This window comes from Streptomyces sp. NPDC002795, from assembly GCF_042888725.1.
Lineage (GTDB): Bacteria > Actinomycetota > Actinomycetes > Streptomycetales > Streptomycetaceae > Streptomyces.
This window is the reverse complement of the sequence record NZ_JBIAQB010000005.1, coordinates 144,842-163,307: the sequence shown is the minus strand read 5'-3', so window position 1 is coordinate 163,307 and position 18,466 is coordinate 144,842. Positions and strand designations below refer to the sequence as shown.

General features: G+C 72.8%; 16 protein-coding genes. 7 read left to right on the top strand and 9 right to left on the bottom strand.

The window, feature by feature from the left end; translation table 11 throughout:
* Positions 1 to 24 precede the first annotated feature (24 nt).
* Positions 25 to 1,722 carry a chitinase gene (locus tag ACFYWS_RS16770; protein WP_389276182.1) on the bottom strand — a complete coding sequence of 566 codons (1,698 nt, stop codon included), beginning with the start codon at positions 1,720 to 1,722 and terminating at the stop codon, positions 25 to 27.
* A gap of 169 nt (positions 1,723 to 1,891) precedes the next feature.
* Positions 1,892 to 2,392: a DinB family protein gene (locus ACFYWS_RS16765; protein WP_389276179.1), complete on the bottom strand. Its 501-nt coding sequence runs from the start codon at positions 2,390 to 2,392 to the stop codon at positions 1,892 to 1,894.
* 245 nt (positions 2,393 to 2,637) lie between these two features.
* On the opposite strand from ACFYWS_RS16765, the gene ACFYWS_RS16760 reads away from it, so the two are divergent.
* Entirely contained in the window at positions 2,638 to 3,072 is a 435-nt protein-coding gene (locus ACFYWS_RS16760) for a hypothetical protein (RefSeq protein WP_389276176.1), read from the top strand.
* A gap of 127 nt (positions 3,073 to 3,199) precedes the next feature.
* Here ACFYWS_RS16760 and ACFYWS_RS16755 read toward each other — a convergent pair whose 3' ends face one another.
* Both ACFYWS_RS16755 and ACFYWS_RS16750 read right to left on the bottom strand, forming a co-directional pair.
* Entirely contained in the window at positions 3,200 to 4,432 is a 1,233-nt protein-coding gene (locus tag ACFYWS_RS16755; RefSeq protein ID WP_389276173.1) for a GNAT family N-acetyltransferase, read from the bottom strand.
* 146 nt (positions 4,433 to 4,578) lie between these two features.
* The gene (locus tag ACFYWS_RS16750; protein WP_389276170.1) at positions 4,579 to 5,166 is read right to left on the bottom strand and encodes an RNA polymerase sigma factor; all 588 of its coding nucleotides are present in this window, start codon (positions 5,164 to 5,166) and stop codon (positions 4,579 to 4,581) included.
* A gap of 167 nt (positions 5,167 to 5,333) precedes the next feature.
* On the opposite strand from ACFYWS_RS16750, the gene ACFYWS_RS16745 reads away from it, so the two are divergent.
* A complete protein-coding gene (locus ACFYWS_RS16745) occupies positions 5,334 to 6,317 on the top strand; it encodes a MerR family transcriptional regulator (protein ID WP_389276167.1) in 984 nt (327 codons plus the stop codon).
* Here ACFYWS_RS16745 and ACFYWS_RS16740 read toward each other — a convergent pair.
* From ACFYWS_RS16740 to ACFYWS_RS16730, 3 genes are all read right to left on the bottom strand, one after another.
* Positions 6,292 to 7,653, bottom strand: coding sequence for a cryptochrome/photolyase family protein (locus ACFYWS_RS16740; protein ID WP_389276164.1), 1,362 nt, complete (start codon positions 7,651 to 7,653; stop codon positions 6,292 to 6,294). The two genes, ACFYWS_RS16745 and ACFYWS_RS16740, sit on opposite strands and share 26 nt — an antisense overlap.
* 62 nt (positions 7,654 to 7,715) lie before the next feature.
* Positions 7,716 to 9,248, bottom strand: a complete 1,533-nt coding sequence (locus tag ACFYWS_RS16735) for an SDR family oxidoreductase (protein WP_389276161.1) — start codon at positions 9,246 to 9,248, stop codon at positions 7,716 to 7,718.
* Positions 9,249 to 9,340: 92 nt separating this feature from the next.
* The gene (locus tag ACFYWS_RS16730) at positions 9,341 to 11,314 is read right to left on the bottom strand and encodes a hypothetical protein (protein ID WP_389276158.1); all 1,974 of its coding nucleotides are present in this window, start codon (positions 11,312 to 11,314) and stop codon (positions 9,341 to 9,343) included.
* A gap of 167 nt (positions 11,315 to 11,481) precedes the next feature.
* Here ACFYWS_RS16730 and ACFYWS_RS16725 point away from each other — a divergent pair, with 167 nt between their 5' ends.
* The 5 genes from ACFYWS_RS16725 (at position 11,482) to ACFYWS_RS16705 (ending at position 16,426) form a co-directional block, all read left to right on the top strand.
* Positions 11,482 to 11,931, top strand: coding sequence for an ATP-binding protein (locus ACFYWS_RS16725; RefSeq protein WP_389276156.1), 450 nt, complete (start codon positions 11,482 to 11,484; stop codon positions 11,929 to 11,931).
* 123 nt (positions 11,932 to 12,054) lie between these two features.
* Positions 12,055 to 13,440, top strand: a complete 1,386-nt coding sequence (locus ACFYWS_RS16720; protein ID WP_389276153.1) for an FAD-binding oxidoreductase — start codon at positions 12,055 to 12,057, stop codon at positions 13,438 to 13,440.
* A gap of 158 nt (positions 13,441 to 13,598) precedes the next feature.
* On the top strand, positions 13,599 to 14,957 hold the full coding sequence (locus ACFYWS_RS16715; protein ID WP_389276150.1) for a hypothetical protein: 1,359 nt from the start codon (positions 13,599 to 13,601) through the stop codon (positions 14,955 to 14,957).
* A gap of 30 nt (positions 14,958 to 14,987) precedes the next feature.
* The gene (locus ACFYWS_RS16710; RefSeq protein ID WP_389276147.1) at positions 14,988 to 15,866 is read left to right on the top strand and encodes a universal stress protein; all 879 of its coding nucleotides are present in this window, start codon (positions 14,988 to 14,990) and stop codon (positions 15,864 to 15,866) included.
* Between the two features lie 56 nt (positions 15,867 to 15,922).
* Entirely contained in the window at positions 15,923 to 16,426 is a 504-nt protein-coding gene (locus ACFYWS_RS16705; RefSeq protein ID WP_389276144.1) for an FBP domain-containing protein, read from the top strand.
* A gap of 4 nt (positions 16,427 to 16,430) precedes the next feature.
* Here ACFYWS_RS16705 and ACFYWS_RS16700 read toward each other — a convergent pair whose 3' ends face one another.
* Both ACFYWS_RS16700 and ACFYWS_RS16695 read right to left on the bottom strand, forming a co-directional pair.
* The gene (locus ACFYWS_RS16700) at positions 16,431 to 17,255 is read right to left on the bottom strand and encodes a family 1 encapsulin nanocompartment shell protein (protein WP_389276142.1); all 825 of its coding nucleotides are present in this window, start codon (positions 17,253 to 17,255) and stop codon (positions 16,431 to 16,433) included.
* A 5-nt stretch (positions 17,256 to 17,260) separates the two neighbouring features.
* Positions 17,261 to 18,256: a Dyp-type peroxidase gene (locus ACFYWS_RS16695; protein WP_389276139.1), complete on the bottom strand. Its 996-nt coding sequence runs from the start codon at positions 18,254 to 18,256 to the stop codon at positions 17,261 to 17,263.
* Positions 18,257 to 18,466: the final 210 nt, after the last annotated feature.

Sequence of the window (18,466 nt, the reverse complement as noted above, 5' to 3'; positions counted from 1 at the left end):
ACGGCCACCGCCCCAATCGCTGCCCTACGGCAGTGCGTGCACCTTCGGGCCCACCGCGTTCGACCAGGCGTTGCCCGCCGTCGCGTCCCAGTTCGTGGACCAGGTCATCGCCCCGCGCAGCCCCGGATAGGTCTTCGCGGGCTTGAACGTGCCGCAGCCGGTGCCGCGCGCCAGACAGTCGAGCGCGTTGTTCACGACCGACGGGGCCACGTAGCCACTGCCCGCGCCACGCGTCGACGCGGGAACGCCGAGCCCGACCTGCGAGGCGTCCAGGCCGCCCTCCAGCTGGATGCAGGCGAGCGCCGTGAGGAAGTCGACCGAGCCCTGGCTGTAGACCTTGCCGTCGCAGCCCAGCATCGAACCGCTGTTGTAGTACTGCATGTTGACGACCGTGAGGATGTCCTTCACGTTCAGCGCCGTCTTGAAGTACTCGCCGGACGTCGACTGCATGTCGATGGTCTGCGGCGCCATCGTCAGGACCAGTTTGCCGCCCGCCTTCGCCGACAGCTGACGCAGCGCCTTCGACATGTACGTGGAGTTGAGGCCGTTCTCCAGGTCGATGTCGACGCCGTCGAAGCCGTACTCCCGCATCAGCGCGTACGCGCTGTCCGCGAACGCGGTAGCCGAGGCGTCGCTGTTCACCGAGATGGTGCCCTTCTCGCCGCCGACCGAGAGGATCACGGACTTGCCCGCCGCCTGCTTGGCCGCGATGTCCGCCTTGAAGTCACCGGCGCTCGCGTAGCCGACGGCCGGGTCCAGGTTGAAGGTGATCTGTCCGGGTGTGCTGGTGGCGTCGGCGAAGGACACCGCGATGATGTCGTACTGCGACTGCACGTCGCGCAGCTTCTGGACGCTCGCGCCGTTGTCGAAGTTCTGCCAGTACCCGGTCAGCGCGTGCTTGGGCACCGTGCCGCCGCCCGGGTCACCGCCGGACGCGGCGGTCCTCGCGGTCACCGCCGTCGACTTCGCCGATTCGCCCGCCGCGTTCGTCGCGGTGACCTGGAAGCTGTACGAGGTGTCGGCCGCGAGCCCGGTGACGGTCGTCGAGGCACCCGTGACGGCGGCGACCTTCGTACCGCCCCGGTAGACGGTGTAGCCGGTCGCGTTGGAGACCGGGGACCAGGAGAGGCCGATGGAGGACGCGGTGGCCGCGCCCGCCGCGAGCCCGGTGGGCGCGGCCGGGACCACGACCGGGTCCGTGCCGCCGCCCCCGTCGGGACCGAAGACGCTGACATCGTCGACGGAGTACGCGCTCTGTCCGTACCAGCCGTGCGTGTAGATCGTCACGGAGGTGGTGTTCGCGCCGGTCTTGAAACTCGTCGTGAGCTGCTGCCAGGAGGAACTGCCCGGTGTCCACGTGGACACGTCGGTGGTTCCGGTGCCGCTCGCGCCGAGATAGGCGTAGCCGCCCTGCACCCAACTGCTCAGCGTGTACGACGAGTTGGGCTTGACCTTGACGATCTGGCTGCACTTGGCGTTGTCCTGGCCCGACGGGGTGGCCTTGAGTGCCTTCGTGCCACCGTGCACGGGCGAGGTCGCGATGGAACCGCTGCCCGCCGAGCACGTCCAGTCGCTCAGGTCCGACTCGAAGCCGGCGTTCTTGGCCACGTTGACGTCAGCGGCCTGCGCGGGTGCGGCGAGCGCGGTGACACCGAGCGAGGCGGCCGCCACGACGGCGAGCGCGAGGCCGGGTCTGCGTCTGCGATGGCGTGCACGGTCCACGGTGAGCCTCCTGGGAAGAGGTGGAGATGCTGCGGATGTGAACGGTGGCCACCGCTGTGTGCGCCAAAGTTGGTTCAGACCAATGGAGTTGTCAAGACCTCCGGCGCGCACGAGAACGGCGCCGGACGCGAGGTCCGGCGCCGCTGACGCAGGCGGAAGTCCGGTGGATTCAGCTCAGTCCGCGCAGATAGGCGGCCTGCCCCACGTGCTGCAGATCGTCCGAGAGCACGCTGATGAGCCGGACCCCCAGCGTCACCGGCGGATCCCAGCCCTCGTCGACGACGCGGTCGAGATCGGCGTCCTTCAGGCCGCCGAGGAACCCGAGCGTCTGCTCGTGCACCGCGTCGAAATAGCCCACGAGGAGCTCGCCCGAGGCGACCCGCACCTCGCCGACCTGCTTCGGTGTGTGCCCGAATCCGGTGTCCGACTCGGCGAGCGGCAGATCGAACCGCTCCGCCCAGCCGCCCGCGAGCCACACCTGCTCGCGTCCCGCGGCATCGGCGACATGGTCGTCCTGAACGCGGGTGAGATGCCAGATCAGCCAGGCAATGGAATTCGCCGTGTCTTCGGGTCGCTCGTGCAGCGCGTCGACGGAAAGCCCCTCGACGGCCGCGTGCACCTCTTCCCGAATACGGGTGTAGCCGTCCATGAGTACGTCATGTGAGCGCATGCGTGCAGTCTCTCCGACGCGGGGGATTTCGGCCAATGAGCGCCGTGAATATGCCCGGAGACTGGCGTGAAAGCCATGGTGACGCCGCCCCCCAAGTGCCGATACTTGATGAGGGAACGGTTGAACGTTGTTCGTGGACGGCGTCCCGCGGGCCAATTGCCCGGGTAATTCTCGCCGTTGCGGCGGATCACTGATCGTTTGGCACAACAGTCAATGCAGTCGGGCGCCAGGCAATGGGGGAGACCGTGCACGACGAATTCCTGTGCCATGTCACCGCGTACGGAATCTGCGGTGGCCGGCGCGTGGGTGTTCCGCTCGGCACATATCGCGCCCCCACTCTCGCGCTGGCCCTGTGGTGGCTGCGCGACCGGGCCATGTGGATGGCCGAGCGCCTCGATCCGCGCCCCGGCCTGGGCCACTTACCCGAGGGTGCGCTGACGCCCATGGCGGAGAGCGCACCCGATGTGCCGGAACGGCTGCGCGCCTGGTGCGCGGACCCCGACGAACAGGAAAACGCCGCGGAGGAGTTGGCCTCAGGGATGCTCGTCAGGATCGCGACCCGCGACGACACCACCGAGTACGAACTCCTCGCCGAGTCCGTCGACGCGGTCCGCATGGCCCGCACCCAGCCGCGCCGCCGCGGCCCACGGCGCCGCGTGACAGTTACCCATAGTCACTGACAAGGGTGAAGCGGCGCTCGACGCGTCCACCCGCGTCACCGCCTTCGCTGCCCAATGCCCCAGCGGCGAGTTCTGCGCCTGGACCGAAAACGGGGTGCTGAACTCCCCTAGGGCCAGTGACGTGAGTTCAGAACGTGTCGCCGGTGTGCGGCACCAGCTCCGTGCGCAGCGCCGCGTCGAGCATCGACGCCGCGCCCTGCGTGTGCTCCGCCACCAGACCCGCGCGCACGAGCGCCACCACCGGCGTCGCCGCCATGTACGCGGTCGCCAGATCGCGGGCCTCCAGACTCAGATCGGGTGCGTCGTCCGTCGGCGCGTACGAGAAGCCGTCCGGCGAAGCGATCAGACGGAACGTCCCCGCGTTCGCCGGGAGCCGCGCGTCACGGACCGCGAGCACCACATCCACGGGCGCCGCCCAGGCGCGGGCCGCGAGCGCAGCCCGCACATCCACCAGGCGCACCCACAGCGCCGGTTCGACGCTCTTGACGCTCACCTGGTCGCGGTCGGCCGCGAACAGCGGCAGCGGATCGTCGAGGGGCCTGCCGTGGGCGCGCACCGTGCCCGTCAGGTCGATGTCCGCGAGATACCGCCACAGCGCCGCCGCACCCTCCGGTGCGTCGGCCTCCAGCTCCTCGACGCTCACCAGGCCCGGCACGTCCCTGGACCAGTCGCCCGCCTTGGTCCGGTAGATCGCGTAACCGGCGAGCGGGTCGCCGAGCGTCACCACGCGCGGCGGCGACAGATCCTCGTCCTCCTCGTCCTTCCGCGCCAGCCACTGCTCGCGCCACCACGCCTGCGTGCGCGCGTGGCGGCCCGCCCGCAGCCCGCGCGTCGTCTCGAAGTACGGCGCGAGCACGGCGGGCGCCGAGTCGGCGTCGAGCAGGCGCAGCGGGCGCTCGTCGGGCGAGACGCGCAGCGCCAGCGCGCGCCGCGAGTCGATCTCCACGGTCGCCCCGTACGAGCCGGGGCCGAAGCCGAACCGGCCGTAGATCGTCGCCTCCGACGCCCACAGCGCGGCCAGCGGCGCGCCCTGCTCGGCGCAGCGGGCGAACAGTTCGGCCATCATCGCCGACAGCACGCCGCGCCTGCGGTGCGTGGGCACGACCGACACGTACGACAGGCCGGGGCAGGAGAGGTCGCCACCGCCCGGCACGGAGACGGTGAAGGGATGCGCCGCGGCGAAGCCGACCAGTTCTTCGCCGTCGTACGCGCCGATCCGCAGGCTGCCGGACAGCAGCTGCTGTCGCTGCTTGCGGAGATCGTCGTCGGGTGACTCGTGGAAGACGAGATGGGCGAGCGCGAGGGCTCGGTCGATGTCGGACTCGGGTACGTCGCGGAGGCGGACGGAACCAGTGATCATGATCATCGACTGTAGTGGCGCCCCGCCAGAACCCACCTCAGCGGCACCGACTCCGTTGAGGTGGGCGGGCGGCGGGGTCTGGGCCGCCCGTACAGGGGAGCTTCGGCCCGGAGGGCGCGTACGGATGCATCAGAGGCCGACGAATCTCAACCGCTTTCGCCCCGGCCGCGCAACCGGTCGCCGAGGCGCCGCATGCCGCGCCGGGCATGACTCTTGACCGTGCCCAGCGGCCACCCGGTGCGCGCGGCGATCTGGGGTTGCGTCAGGTCCTCGTAGAACGTGAGGCACAGCACCGTGCGCTGCGTGCTCGGCAGGCGCGCCAACTCCTGTGAAAGCACCAGCCGTTCGACGACCGCGTCCATGCCGGCGTCGGGCGCTGGTTCGCGGCCGACGGAGAGCGCGTGCCGCCCGGCCGCCGCCTCGAACAGCGCCGCGCGACGGGTCCGCGCGGCGAGCGCGTCCGCGACCCGGTGCCGCGCGATGCCCGTCAACCAGGCGGACGGCGGGCCCAGTTCGGGCCGGTAGCCGGACCGGCCGCGCCAGGCGGCGAGGAACACCTGCTGCATCACGTCCTCCGCCTCGCAGCGGTCGCCGAGTGCCCGCTGCGCCAGGCCCCGCACCAGTGGCGCCCACCGCCGGTACACCTCGGCGAGGCAGGCGACGTCACCCGCGGCGAGACCGTCCGCGAGGGCGGCCTCCGACACCTCGCGCGGGTCGACGCCCCGCGTCAGCAACCCTGGGATCCTCAATGCCCCGTCAACTCCTCGAAACGGTCCCGAACGTGACCCGTGACGGCCAGGAGCGGACGCACGCGGCGCTCGCCGGGTCACGGCCCGGTCATCCTGGAAACGACTCCCGACGCGCGGCAACCCGCATCGGTTGTGCGTCGTATCGTGGGCCGATGGACGAGGGGCAGCGCGGAAGCAGGGCGACACCACAGGAAGCGGGCGTCACCACCGGCGCCCTCGCCAGGCGGCTCGGGGTCTCCCCGACGACCCTGCGCAGCTGGGACCGCCGTTACGGTCTCGGGCCCGCGCAGCGCTCGGCGGGACGCCACCGGCGCTGGACCGCCGATGACGTCGCGGTCGTCGAGGAGATGTGCCGGCTGACCACGACGGGCCTGCCGCCCGCGGAGGCCGCGCTCCTCGCCGGCAAGCGACTCGCGACGGAGCCCACCGGGCTGCCGCTCCAGCGCCCCGCACCGGCCGCGCCCGCCTCGCCGGCCACGCTGGAGCGCCAGTGCCGGGGCATCTCCCGCGCCGCGACCCGCATGGACGCGCCGACGGTGCAGAACCTGCTGACCGACGCCGTGGCGCAGCACGGCCTGGTCACTGCCTGGCAGGACGTCATGGCACCGGTGCTGCACGCGGTGGGCCGCAAGTGGGAGGAGGCGGGCGACCAGTACGTCGAGGTCGAGCACCTGCTGTCCTGGCACGTCTCGCGCACCCTGCACCGCGCCGCCGCCCCCGTCGAGTCCACCCTCGCGCTGCCGCCGATGGTCCTCGCCTGCGTCCCCGCCGAACAGCACGTGCTCGCCCTGGAGGCGCTCAGCGCCGGACTGAGTCAACTGGGCGTACCACAGCGGATGTTCGGGGCGGCCGTGCCCGTGGAGGCGGTGTCGGCCGCGGTGCGCAGGATCGGGCCGCGCGTGGTCGTGTTGTGGGCGCAGGCCCGCTCCACCGCCAGCCTGCCGCTGGCCAGGCACCTCGCCGAGACCCACTGGGGTGTGCGCGGCGCCCGCGGCAAACCCGCCGTGATGCTGGCCGGGCCCGGCTGGGCGGGCCGGGGCGTGCGCGGCGCGCTGCACCCGGTGACGCTGCCGCAGGCCCTCGGACAGATCGAGCGCCACTACCCGGAGGTCAGTCGAGCCCCCGGGCCCGCTTGAACCGGGCCAGCCCGTCCGGCAGTTCGACGATCGGGTCCGGATAGTCGCCGAAGGCGGCCCGGTCGAGGCCGGCCGCCTTCCACGGCGTGTGCACCGCGGAGCCCTCGACGCCCGCCAACTCCGGTACCCAGCGCCGTACGTAGGCGCCGTCCGGGTCGTACCGCTTGGCCTGGGTCACCGGATTGAGCACCCGGTTCGGGCGGCTGTCCGTGCCGGTGCCCGCCATCCACTGCCAGTTCAACTGGTTGTTCGCGACGTCGCCGTCCACCAACAGGCCCAGGAAGTGGCGTGCGCCCACCCGCCAGTCCACGTACAGCGTCTTGACGAGGAACGACGCGGTGAGCAGCCGGCCCCGGTTGTGCATCCAGCCTTCGTGGCGCAGCTGCCGCATCGCGGCGTCCACCACCGGGTATCCCGTACGCCCCTCCTGCCACGCCTCGACCTCGCGAGGGGCACTGCGCCAACGGTCGTGGTGCGTGCGGTAGTCGGCGTGCGCCGCGTCGGGCCGCGCGGCCAGCACCTGGTGGTGGAAGTCCCGCCAGGCCAGCTGCCGTACGAACGCCTCCGCGCCAGGACCGCCCGCCGCGTGCGCCCGGTGCGCGGCTTCGACGGGGCCGACGGTGCCGAAGTGCAGATGCGGGGAGAGCCGCGACGTGGCATCGCCCGCGAGGTCGTCGTGCCGGTCCTCGTACGCGGCGATCCCCGAACGCAGCCAGGCGGTCAGCAGCGCCCGGCCCGCCCGTTCACCGCCTTCGGCGAGCCCGGGGGACACCCCCGTCACATCGGCCCGCTCGGGCAGTGCCTCGCCGCCCACGCCGTCGGGCACCCGGACGGCGCGCGGCGCCCGCACGACGGCCCGCGGCCCGACCTGGGCCCAGCGCCGGTGGTAGGGCGTGAACACCGCGAAGTGGTCCCGGGCGTCGGGCGTCACGGCGCCCGGCGGAACGCAGGTGACGACCCCGTCGTGCGCCACCAGGTCGCAGCCGAGGCGGCGCAGCGTGTCCCGCAGCCGGTCCTCCCTGCGGTGCGCGTACGCCGAGACACCGCCCGCCACATGCACGGTGCAGGCGTCCGTCTCGGTCACCACCTTCGCCACCTCGTCGACCACGGCGCCCGAGCGCACCACGAGCCGCCCGCCCCGGTCCCGCAGCGCCGCGTCCAGGTCCCGTAGACAGTCGGCGAGAAACGCCTCCCGGTTCGGGGCGAGGAACCCGGCGACCCCCGTGTCCCGGACGAACAGCGGCACCACGGCGTCCGCCGCGGTCAACGCCGCCCGCAGCGGCGGGTGATCGTGCACGCGGAGATCGGAGGTGAACAGGACGACGTGGACACGCACGGAAAGGCTCCTGGTGGGGAGGGAGGGACAAGCGGGCTGTGTCAGGCTTCCCGGCCGACGGCTCACATGGATGCACCCTCACCCGCACGGGGCGGGGCGCCCCCGCCGGGGCCCCGCTCGGCCGTGGCCGCGATATTGCGTGCCATCCCGCCGAACACCACGGAGTGGAACGGCGCCACGCTCCACCAGTACGCCTGGCCCGCGAGACCGTGCGGATGGAACAGCGCGCGCTGCCGGTAGCGGGAGCGCCCGCCGTCCGCCGCCTCCACCGACAGCTCCAGCCAGGCCAGGCCCGGCAACCGCATCTCGGCGCGCAGCCGCAGCAGCCGCCCCGGCTCGATCTCCTCCACCCGCCAGAAATCCAGCGAGTCGCCGACCCGCAGCCGCGCCGCGTCCCGCCGCCCGCGCCGCAGCCCCACGCCGCCCGCCAGCCGGTCGAGCCACCCGCGCACCGCCCACGCCAAGGGGAACGAGTACCAGCCGTGCTCCCCGCCGATGCCCTCGACCACGTCCCACAGTCGCTCGGTCGACGCCTCGACGAGCCGCTCCCGCTCGTCCGTGTAGAGGCTGCCGCCCGCCCAGTCCGGGTCGGTGGGCAGCGGATCGCTGGGCGCGCCCGGCAGTGCGGCGGACGACCAGCGCGTGGCCACCTGCGCCTCCTGGACACGGCGCAGCGCCAGCCGTACCGCCTCGTCGAACCCGATCGGGGATCCCGGCGGATACGCCACCCACTCCTCGATGTCGCGCCCCTGGCAGACGACTTCGTGGCGCAGCGACTCGGTGAGCGGGCGGGCGATGGACGCGGGGACGGGCGTCACCAGGCCGACCCAGTGGCTGGACAGGCCGGGGCTGAGCATCGGCACCCCGACCACGACGCGCCTCGGCAGCCGCGCCACGGCCGCGTAGCGGAGCATCATGTCGCGGTAGGTGAGCACGTCAGGGCCGCCGACATCGAAGGAACGGGACACCTCCGGCGGCATCGCCGCGCTGTCCACGAGGCACCGCAGCACGTCGCGGACCGCGATCGGCTGGATCCGGGTGTGCACCCAGCTCGGCGTCACCATCACCGGCAGCCGTTCGGTCAGATAGCGCAGCATCTCGAACGACGCGGAACCCGAACCGATGATCACGGCCGCGCGCAGCACCGTCGTCGGCACGCCGGAGGCCAGCAGGATGTGCCCGACCTCCGCCCGCGAGCGCAGATGCGGCGACAGTTCCCGCTCGGGAACGCCCGCTGGTGTCAGGCCGCCCAGATAGACGATCCGCCGCACACCCGCCCGGCGGGCCTCCTCGGCGAAGGCCGTCGCCATCTCGCGGTCGGCGCGCTCGAAGTCCTTGCCGGTGCCGAGCGCGTGCACCAGGTAGTACGCGACGTCGATGCCGCGCAGCGCGGCGGCGAGCGAGTCGCGGTCCGTGAGGTCGCCGCGCGCCACCTCGACGTCGTCGGCCCACGGATGATCCCGGAGCTTGGCGGGGGAGCGGGCCAGGCAGCGCACGTGATGCCCCGAGGCGAGCAGTTCCGGCACCAGGCGGCCGCCGATGTAGCCGCTCGCCCCGGTGACCAGGCACCGCTGCCGGGCACGTTCTGCGGTCATGCGTCTCCCTCGCTCGCCCCCTCTCCTCCACCGTCCGCCCCGTGACCGACTTCCGCATCAACAGGGCAGGCGGATGCACCAGGTCCGAACGGTCAGGGCTCGTCTCGTGGCACCTCATTCAGTCGCTCCCCGGTGTCGAGGCGGGCCGCCACCCGGACCGTGCCGTGCTCGGGCGCGCGGACGGCCAGGGTGCGGCCCTTGTGGGACTCGGTCACCGCGCCGCTCGCCTCGATCCGGGTGACCGCGCGGCTGCCCGCAGCCAGGAGGTACCAGCGGTCGTCCGGCGACTTCCACCGGGTGTCGGCCACCACGTGCTGGCCGAACCGGCTGCAAGCCGCCGTGGCCCGGGACCGGCCGACCAGGTGCGCCGGTTCGGCGGCCGCGGCGGGTGTGCGCAGCAGGAGCGCGACATCGCCGGGACCCCGCCAGGTGGAGGCACGCACACAGGACCACACCGCCCGGCCCGCGTCCTTCGGCAACCGCTGCTCCGCGAAGTCCCACGCGTTCACGGCGCGCACGGCGCCGCCCCGCCACGGCTGGAGCCGGCAGGCGGTGCGCGCCCACGCCACCAGCGCCTGGCCGCCGGTGGCCTCGCGCGGCTGCCGCGGCGGAGGAGTGCCGTGCCCGGGCAGCGGGGTGTACGTGAGGTGCACGGGCGACAGGCCGCCGAGGTCGGCGAGCAGGAACGAGTGGTCCTCCACGATCCGCGGCGAGGACCGCAGTTGAAGCACGGGGCGGCGCGCGCAGCCGTCCGCCGGCGCGACGGGAACGGGGTCGGTCACCCCGTCGTGCGACACGTCCAGCGGCCGTCCCGGAGTGTCGGGCCGCAGCAGGTCCCGGGTGGTCGCCTCGGTGATCCACGGCGCCGTCAGATAGCGGGCGGAGCCGTGGTCGCGGGTGAGGACGACGGCCGCCGCCGTGGTCACGTCGGCGTCGTCGACCCGGGCCAGGGCGAGGTGGGCGGGGCCGTCGCCGTCCGGTGCGGTGTAGCGGGCCAGCCGTTCGCCGTCGCTGACGAGGACCACACTGCGGCCGCCGACGTCGCCCGCGAACAGCAGTTGCGGGGCACGCGGCGGCGCGTCGGCAGGCGTGTCCGGGGTCCTGCTGACGCGTACGGCGCCGGAGGGGGCGGCCCACGCGTCGAGCGCCCGGTCCAGCAGGGAGGTGTCCTCGCTCCGGTCGCCGCGCGCGGGCCAGGCCGTGAAGTCGACCCGCGAGGTGTCGGCCCAGGTGTCCCGCCCGGCCCGGGTGAGATCACCGGCGACGGAGGAGGCCCGGACCGGGTCGCCCCCGCTCGCCGCTTCCCGGTGCGGCGCGGAGCCGGGGGCGAGCAGTGCGGCCGCGGCGACGACGGAGACGGCCCCGACCGCGAGGGCGGCACGGGTCCGCCGTGCACGGCGCAGCAGATCCGTGGGGCGCGTCTGCACCGAGCAGGCGTCGAACTCCTGGGAGCGCAGCAACGCCGCGGCCGCGGGCCCTGCTTCGGCGTCGAGTCCGACGGACTCCCGCACGGCCGAGCCGGCGTCCGCCACCCCGGCCGCGGTCAGCAGCGCCGTCGCCCGGCCCGCGCTCATGGAGTCGATGTGCCGGAGCACGAACGCGGCGCGCGCGGCGGCCGACGCGCCCGCGAGGGCACGGACGAGCGCGACCTCCTGGGCGCCGCCGGCCCGGGGAAACAGCCGCAGTCCCCAGACCACGGGGAGACGGGGCAGCAGGGTACGCGGAGGCGGCAGCGCGGCGGGCCAGCCGGCCGGCCGGTGCCCGACGGACAGAGCGGCCCGCAGAGTCCGTACGCGCAGTGCGTCGGTGGCGGTGTCGGCGTCGGTGTCGGCGGCGTCTCCGTCGGGGACGCGGGGCCCGGGCACGAAGGCGGCTCGGCGCCCCGGCAGGGCGCGCTGCACGGCGGTGTGGGCCAGCAGCACCCGACGGTGGCGGGTGAAGGCGGCGGGGAGGGTGAGGTAGGCCAGGCGTACCAGGCCGGTGTACTCCTCGAGCAGGGCCGCCTCCGCCTTGTCAGTGGCTATCCGTGAGCGGGGGATAATGCTGTTGCGGTGAATCTGGGGCACGGCAGGCCTCTCCCGGAAGCGCGAAGGGACGCGATGTCGTCCTTCAAACGACGAGCCGGGGGTGTCGGTCACCCCGTTGATTCCGGCAGGACTGCGCGGCCTGAAGCGGGGTATCAGCAGGCTGCGGGTGTCCATCGCGGAGTTCCGCAGGCGTGAAAGAGACACGGATGACCGAGTACATGGACGGGGCATTGATCCCCACCGGCTTCGACGACGCAGTCGGGCCGCTGATGCAGGCGACCCACTACGCGGGCGAAGAGGGCTGCCTGGCCGACGCACGCAGGTTCGCCGACGTGTTCCTCACGCGGCTGCGCCGGGAGTGGTGCGTCGAGCTCGACCCGCGCACGGCCGGGGACGTCCTGCTCGTCGTCAGCGAGCTGATCACGAACGCGGACCGGCATAGCGCGGGCCCCTACGTCCTGGAACTCGAGGGCACGTCGCGGCATGTCGTCGTCACCGTCTACGACAGCAGCGCCGCCGTGCCGGTGCGCTTCCCGAGGGACCCGACACGGGTGGGCGGGCACGGCCTGGAGATCGTGGACGCGCTCGCCGTCGTCTCCGTGGAGCAGGTGCCGGTCGGCAAGCGCGTGCGCGCCGTGCTGACCCTCGCCTCCTGAGTGACCCGCGCCGCGTGACGGCGCGACGCGGTGTTCCATGATGGTGTCCCTGACCGGTGAACATGCCGGTCAGGGACATCCGTTCAGGAGGACGACATCGACACCGCAGACGCGAGGGGCACGGTGGGCGAACTCGCCGCCGCGCTCCCGGACAGCACCCTCGTCACCGACCCGGACGTCCTCGCGTCCCTCGGCCACGACGACGCCGAGTGGGCGCCGATGGGCCGGCCGCTCGCCGCGGTGCGCGCCACGTCCGCCGAGGAGGTCGAGTCCGTGGTGCGGGCCTGCGCGGCCCGGCGGATACCGGTCGTGACGAGGGGCGCGGGCACGGGCCTGTCCGGCGGGGCCAACGCCGTGGACGGCTGCCTGGTGCTCGATGTGTCGAAGATGAACCGGATCCTGGAGATAGACACCGAGAACCTGATCGCCGTCGTCCAGCCCGGTGTCGTCAACAACGACCTCAAGGCCGCCGTCGCCGAGCACGGCCTCTGGTACCCGCCGGACCCGGCCAGCGCCCCCTGGTCGACGATCGGCGGCAACGTCTCCACGAACGCGGGCGGCCTGTGCTGCCTCAAGTACGGCGTCACCCGCGACTACGTCCTCGGCATGGAAGTCGTCATGGGCGGACCCGCGGGGGAGTACGGCACCCGGGTCAGGCTCGGCCGGCGCACCACGAAGGGCGTCGCGGGCTACGACCTCACCAGCCTGTTCGTGGGGTCCGAGGGCACCTTCGGCGTCATCACCGAGATCACGCTGAAGCTGCGGCCCGCGCCGGCCGCCGAACCCCGGACCGTCGTCGGCAACTTCGACAGCCTCGTCGCCGCGGGCGCCGCCGTCGCACTCGTCACCAGCCGGGGCCTCGCCCCCGCGGCCCTCGAACTCCTCGACCGCGCCTGCATGGAGGCCGTGGAGAACTGGAAGCACCTGGGCATCGAGCCGGGCGCGGAGGCGATGCTGCTCGCCCGCGTCGACGCCCCGGGCGACGCGGGCGAGGCCGAGGCGAGCGCGGTGGCCGACGCCTTCCGGGAGGCGGGGGCGCTGTGGGCCGAGCAGTCCACCGACGCCGTCGAGGCCGAGGCCCTGTTCGACGTACGGCGCCTCGCGTATCCCGCGCTGGAGCGCCTCGGGCCCGTGCTCACCGAGGACCTGTGCGTGCCGCGGTCCGCGGTGCCGCAGATGCTCGCCACCATCGAGAAGATCGGTCGCAGGCACGGCGTGCGCATCGCGACGATCGCGCACGCGGGCGACGGCAATCTGCACCCGCTCCTGATCACCGAGCCGGGTGACGAGGCGGAACGCGTCGCCGCGCAGGCCGCCTTCGAGGAACTCCTCCAGGCCGCGATCGCCGCGGGCGGCACGGTCACGGGTGAGCACGGCGTCGGCCTGCTCAAGCGTGGCGGCATGCGCAGCGAACTGGGCCCCGCCGTCTGCGCGTTGCAGCAGGCCGTGAAGGAGACCCTGGACCCGCTGGGCCTGTTCAACCCCGGCAAGGTCGTCGGCGAGGACTGACACTCCGGCTTCCTGGCAGCCCACCGCGGGGCAGTCCGTTCCGCGGCACGCCGTCCTAAATGAGGCAATTGTCCGTTTATCCGCTCTACGGTGCGGGGGTCGGTGTCCGTGCGGGGGGACGCACAACGCCCCCGCCCGGGGCGCGGATTGGGTTGCCCATGGAGTTCGAAGAATCCGGTCGGTCCAGTGGAATCAGTCGCAGAAGCGTGGCGCGACTCGGCCTCGGAGTCGGTCTCGGTGCCGCGGCCGGGGCGCTCGCCGGATGCGGTACGAGCGGCGGCGAGAAGGCGAGCCCGCCCCCGGCAGGCCCCGCCCGCCACCCCGAGCGCCCCGCCAAGAAGAAGGCGCTGCCCCGGCTGATCGGCGACGGCTCGACCTCGTACACGGGGCTGCAGCCGAAGCAGCCCGCCGCGCCCACCGCCCTGGAACCCGGCCAGACGCCGCCCCAGTTCGTCGTCTTCTCCTGGGACGGCGCGGGCGAGGTCGGCAACGGCCTGTTCCCCCGCTTCCTCGAACTGGCCCGCCAGCACGACGCCCGCATGACCTTCTTCCTGTCCGGGCTCTATCTGCTGCCCGAGTCGCAGAAGCGGCGCTACCAGCCGCCGGGCAACCCCGTCGGGGCCTCCGACATCGGGTACCTCAGCGACCCGCACGTGAAGGAGACCCTGCGCTCCGTCCACCAGGCGTGGCTCGACGGGCACGAGATCGGCACCCACTTCAACGGGCACTTCTGCGGCGGGTCGGGCTCCGTCGGCAACTGGAGCCCCCAGCAGTGGCGCAGCGAGATCGAACAGGCCCGTACCTTCGTCAAGTCCTGGCGCACCCACACCGGCTGGCACGACCAGCCGGCCCTGCCCTTCGACTACGACAAGGAACTCATCGGCGGCCGCACGCCCTGCCTGCTCGGCCAGGAGAACCTGCTGCCCGTGGCCCGCGAACTCGGCTGGCGCTACGACGCCTCGTCGCCCGGCGGACTGCAGCGCTGGCCCGACAAGCGGCAGGGCATCTGGGACCTGCCGCTTCAGGGCATCCCGTTCCCCGGCCACAGCTTCGAAGTCCTCTCGATGGACTACAACATCCTCGCCAACCAGTCGAAGAACTCCACCCGCGCCCCCGCCTACAACTATCCGGGCTGGCGCACCCAGGCCACACAGGCGTACCTCACCGGCTTCCAGCGCGCGTACGAGACCAACCGGGCGCCCTTCTTCATCGGCAACCACTTCGAGGAGTGGAACGGCGGCATCTACATGGACGCCGTCGAGGAGGCGCTCAAGCGGATCGCCGACAAGGCGAGGAACGGCGACGTCCGGCTCGTGTCCTTCCGGCAGTTCGTCGACTGGCTCGACGCGCAGGACCCGGCCGTCCTCGACCGGCTGCGCTCGCTCCAGGTCGGGGAGCGCCCGGCGGGCGGCTGGAACCGGTATCTGCGACCGTCGAAGAGCCCGGCGACGCCCGGCACGACGAGCAGGCCCGGTTCGACGAGTAAAACGGGCGCGCCCGGACAGACAGCTCACTAGACGAGACCGAACGGACAAGGAGGCGGTGCGATGACCCGGCCCATCACCGCGGGGGTGGACGGATCCCCCGAGAGCGCGGCGGCGGCAGCCTGGGCGGCGCGCGAGGCGGTGCGGCGCGGACTGCCGCTGCGCCTGGTGCACGTGGGCGAGCCCGCCCCCGACAGTCTGACGCTCGCGGCGGACGAGTCCGCGCTCACACAGTGGGCGGGCGATCTGCTCGCGGACGTCGAGCACGAGATCGCCGAGCGCCACCCCGGGCTCGCGGTCACCACCGACGTCCTCGACGGGGACGGGCCCGCCCAGGCCCTGCTGGCGGCCGCGCGCGACGGGGAGTCCCTGGTGCTCGGCTCGCGCGGGCACGGCGTGATCGTCGGTTTCATCGTCGGCTCGGTCGGACAGCAGGTGATCGCCAAGGCGGAGCGGCCCGTCGTGCTCGTCCGCGCGGCCGACGCGGCGCCGAGCGAGGCGAGCGCGCGCGACGTGATCGTCGGACAGGAGGGCGAACCGGAGGACAGCGCCGCCGCGATGGAGTTCGCCTTCACCACCGCGCAGGCCCGCGGCGTCGCCGTGCGGGCGGTACGCGCGTGGAGCCTGCCGCCGGTGTTCTCCTACAGCCCCAGCTCGTTCGCCCTGCTCGACGACGCGGGCGGCATGGAACCGTACGAGAGGAAAGCCCTCGGCGCCGCGCTCGCACCCTGGCGCGAGCGCTTCCCCGATGTGCCGGTCCGCGAGCACGTCGAGATCGGCAGCGCCGGCCAGGTGCTGCTCTCGGCCGCGCCCGATGCCCAGCTGCTCGTCGTCGGCCGCCGCGCGCGCCGCACCGCGATCGGCTCCCGCATCGGCTCGGTCGCCCACGCGGTGCTGCACCACGCGCCGTGCCCGGTGGCGGTGATCCCGAACACCGGCTGACCGATGCGCCGAAATCCGGATGCATGATCGGCGAGCGGCTTTGTAAGGTCCACGATGTGGAACCACTCAGCGACAAACAGATCCGCTCGTCCTTCGTGAACTGCACCAAGGGTGAGGCGACCCGCATGCGGCTGCCGCTCGACTTCGCCGAGCTGCCCTGGCACGACCTGGACTTCCTCGGCTGGGTGGACCCGGGCGCGCCGCTGCGCGCGCACCTCGTGCGCCCCACGGACGACGGGCCGCTCGGCATCAGCCTGCGCGTGCCGCAGAGCGGTCGCACCAGCGCGATGAAGTCGAGCCTGTGCCAGATCTGCCTCACCGGACACGCCTCGTCGGGCGTGTCCCTGTTCGCCGCGCCGCTCGCCGGGGCCCGCGGCCGCGACGGGAACACGGTCGGCCTGTACGTCTGCGCCGACCTGGCCTGCTCCCTGTACCTGCGCGGCAAGAAGCAGCTGAAGCTGCGCGCGGGCCGCTACGAGGAGTCGCTCACGCTGGACGAGCGCGTGGACCGGGCCCTGGGCAACCTGGACGCGTTCGTCGCCAAGGTCCAGGGAGCCTGAGGGTTCACGCCTTCAGCGCGACCACGGCCTCGTCGGTGTAGGGCAGGAACGTCAGGGTCTGGTGGAAGTACAGCTCGATGCCACGCGCGTCGTGCCCGCTGTAACCGATCGCCAGATCCTGGCCGAGCCGCAGCTCGAAGTCGCCCCCGCGCTTGGACAGGACAAACGCCCCGTTCAGCGCGGGCGCCCAGATCAGCTCGCCGTCCAGGATCCGGCCCAGGTGATTGGCGATCGGATAGCCGTGGTCGGAGGTCTCGCTGACCGCCGTGTACGCGTCGGCCCCGAGCAGCAGCGCGTACGGGCCCGCCACTCCCGCGAGGCGCAGCGCGGTCAGTGCCCGGCTGATCGTGTCCGGGTAGTCGCGGGGCTCGGCCGGCAGGCTCAGGACCGGGTTCGAGGTGCGCTCGCGCAGCCCCTCGATGCCCGCCGCCGCGTACCCGTCGAAGATCGCCTGGTCCTCCGCGTACGCCATGGCGCGCGCCGCGTCCTTCACCGGCTGCCAGTCGGAGTCCTTGGCGCCGCGCTCCACGTCGTCCACCGCCTCACGGCTCACCATGAACGGCACCCGCAGCTCGACCAGCGGCTGCACGCCGCGCAGGCGGGCCGTCACGCCCGGCGCGGGCGGCGCGATCTCGGCGAGGTGCCCGGTGCCGACGGCCGAGAGGTCGGCGCCGTCCGGGCCCGTGACGTCCACGACGCGGCGGCCCGCGACATGGCGCTGGAAGGTGCGCGACGCCTCCTCCTCGATTTCGGCCCAGGCGGCGGGCGTGATCGGGGCGAGCTCGCGGTGCAGATTGTTGCTCGGGGTGGGGTTCGCGTCGGTGCTCATGGTCTTCAGGCTCCTTTGAGGCTGCCGATGCCGAGGGACCCGGCGGCGGGGTCGGCGGTGGCGGCACCGGTCGGCGGCTCGGGCAGATCGTCGAGGAAGTCGGCGCTCGGCACGTGGAACAGGCATCCGGTGACCGCGGTCGAGAAGTCGAGGATCCGGTCGTGGGTGCCGGGCGGGTCGCCGAGGAACATGTTGCGCAGCATCCGCTCGGTGACGTCCGGGGTGCGCGCGTAGCCGATGAAGTACGTGCCGAACTCGCCCTGGCCGACGCTGCCGAACGGCATGTTCTCGCGCAGGATCTGCCGCTCCGTGCCGTCCTCGTCGACGATGGTGTTCAGCGCGACGTGCGAGTCGGCGGGCTTCACGTCGTCGTCCAGCTCGATGTTCGCGCTCTTCGTGCGGCCGATGACCTTCTCCTGCTCGGTCGCGGGCAGCGCCTCCCAGGCGGCCATGTCGTGCACGTACTTCTGGACGACGACGTAGGACCCGGCGTCGAAGTCCGGGTCCTCGTCGCCCACGAACACGGCTTCCGCGGCCGCCCGCCCGGTCGGGTTCTCGCTGCCGTCCACGAAGCCGAGCAGATCGCGGTCGTCGAAGTACTTGAAGCCGTGCACCTCGTCGACGACGGTGACGGCGGAGCCGAGCCGGCCGATGATCACGCGGGCCAGCTCGAAGCAGAGGTCCATGCGTCGCGCGCGCAGGTGGAAGAGGAGGTCGCCGGGGGTCGCGGGGGCGAGGTGCCGGGGGCCCGCGAGCGCTTGGAACGGGTGCAGTTCGCGCGGCTTGGGGCCGCTGAACAGGCGGTCCCAGGCGGTCGAGCCGATGCCGGCGATGCAGCTGAGGGCGGCGTCGCGGTCGCGGAAGCCGACGGAGCGGCTCAGCGCCGACAGCTCCTCCAGCGTGTCGCGGACGGCGGGCTCGCCGCCCGGCGCGACCGTGACGACCAGGAAGACAGCGGCCTTCGCGGGCGGGGTGAGGAAGAGGGGCTGGGGTTCGGCCACGAATGCTCCGATGCGAGGGAGGGCGTCGGTCGGCTGTTGTCACCTTATGGGGTGTGGCGGCTCGTGGCACTCGCGCCCGAAAAGAGTGCTCTAAAGACCAGATCAACTGATGTGTCCGACCTCACGCCCGGTGCCTGGCGAACCGGCGTCGGATGCCGTCCACATGCTGTTAAACTTTGAACCAGGCCCCGACCGTTCTCCCCCGTACGG

Excerpts from the sequence above, each read along its gene's own strand:
- ACFYWS_RS16765 (WP_389276179.1), bottom strand. The coding sequence starts at position 2,392 with ATGCGCTCACATGACGTACTCATGGACGGCTACACCCGTATTCGGGAA.
- ACFYWS_RS16755 (WP_389276173.1), bottom strand. The coding sequence starts at position 4,432 with ATGATCACTGGTTCCGTCCGCCTCCGCGACGTACCCGAGTCCGACATC.
- ACFYWS_RS16745 (WP_389276167.1), top strand. The coding sequence starts at position 5,334 with ATGGACGAGGGGCAGCGCGGAAGCAGGGCGACACCACAGGAAGCGGGC.
- ACFYWS_RS16735 (WP_389276161.1), bottom strand. The coding sequence starts at position 9,248 with ATGACCGCAGAACGTGCCCGGCAGCGGTGCCTGGTCACCGGGGCGAGC.
- ACFYWS_RS16725 (WP_389276156.1), top strand. The coding sequence starts at position 11,482 with ATGACCGAGTACATGGACGGGGCATTGATCCCCACCGGCTTCGACGAC.
- ACFYWS_RS16715 (WP_389276150.1), top strand. The coding sequence starts at position 13,599 with ATGGAGTTCGAAGAATCCGGTCGGTCCAGTGGAATCAGTCGCAGAAGC.
- ACFYWS_RS16710 (WP_389276147.1), top strand. The coding sequence starts at position 14,988 with ATGACCCGGCCCATCACCGCGGGGGTGGACGGATCCCCCGAGAGCGCG.
- ACFYWS_RS16700 (WP_389276142.1), bottom strand. The coding sequence starts at position 17,255 with ATGAGCACCGACGCGAACCCCACCCCGAGCAACAATCTGCACCGCGAG.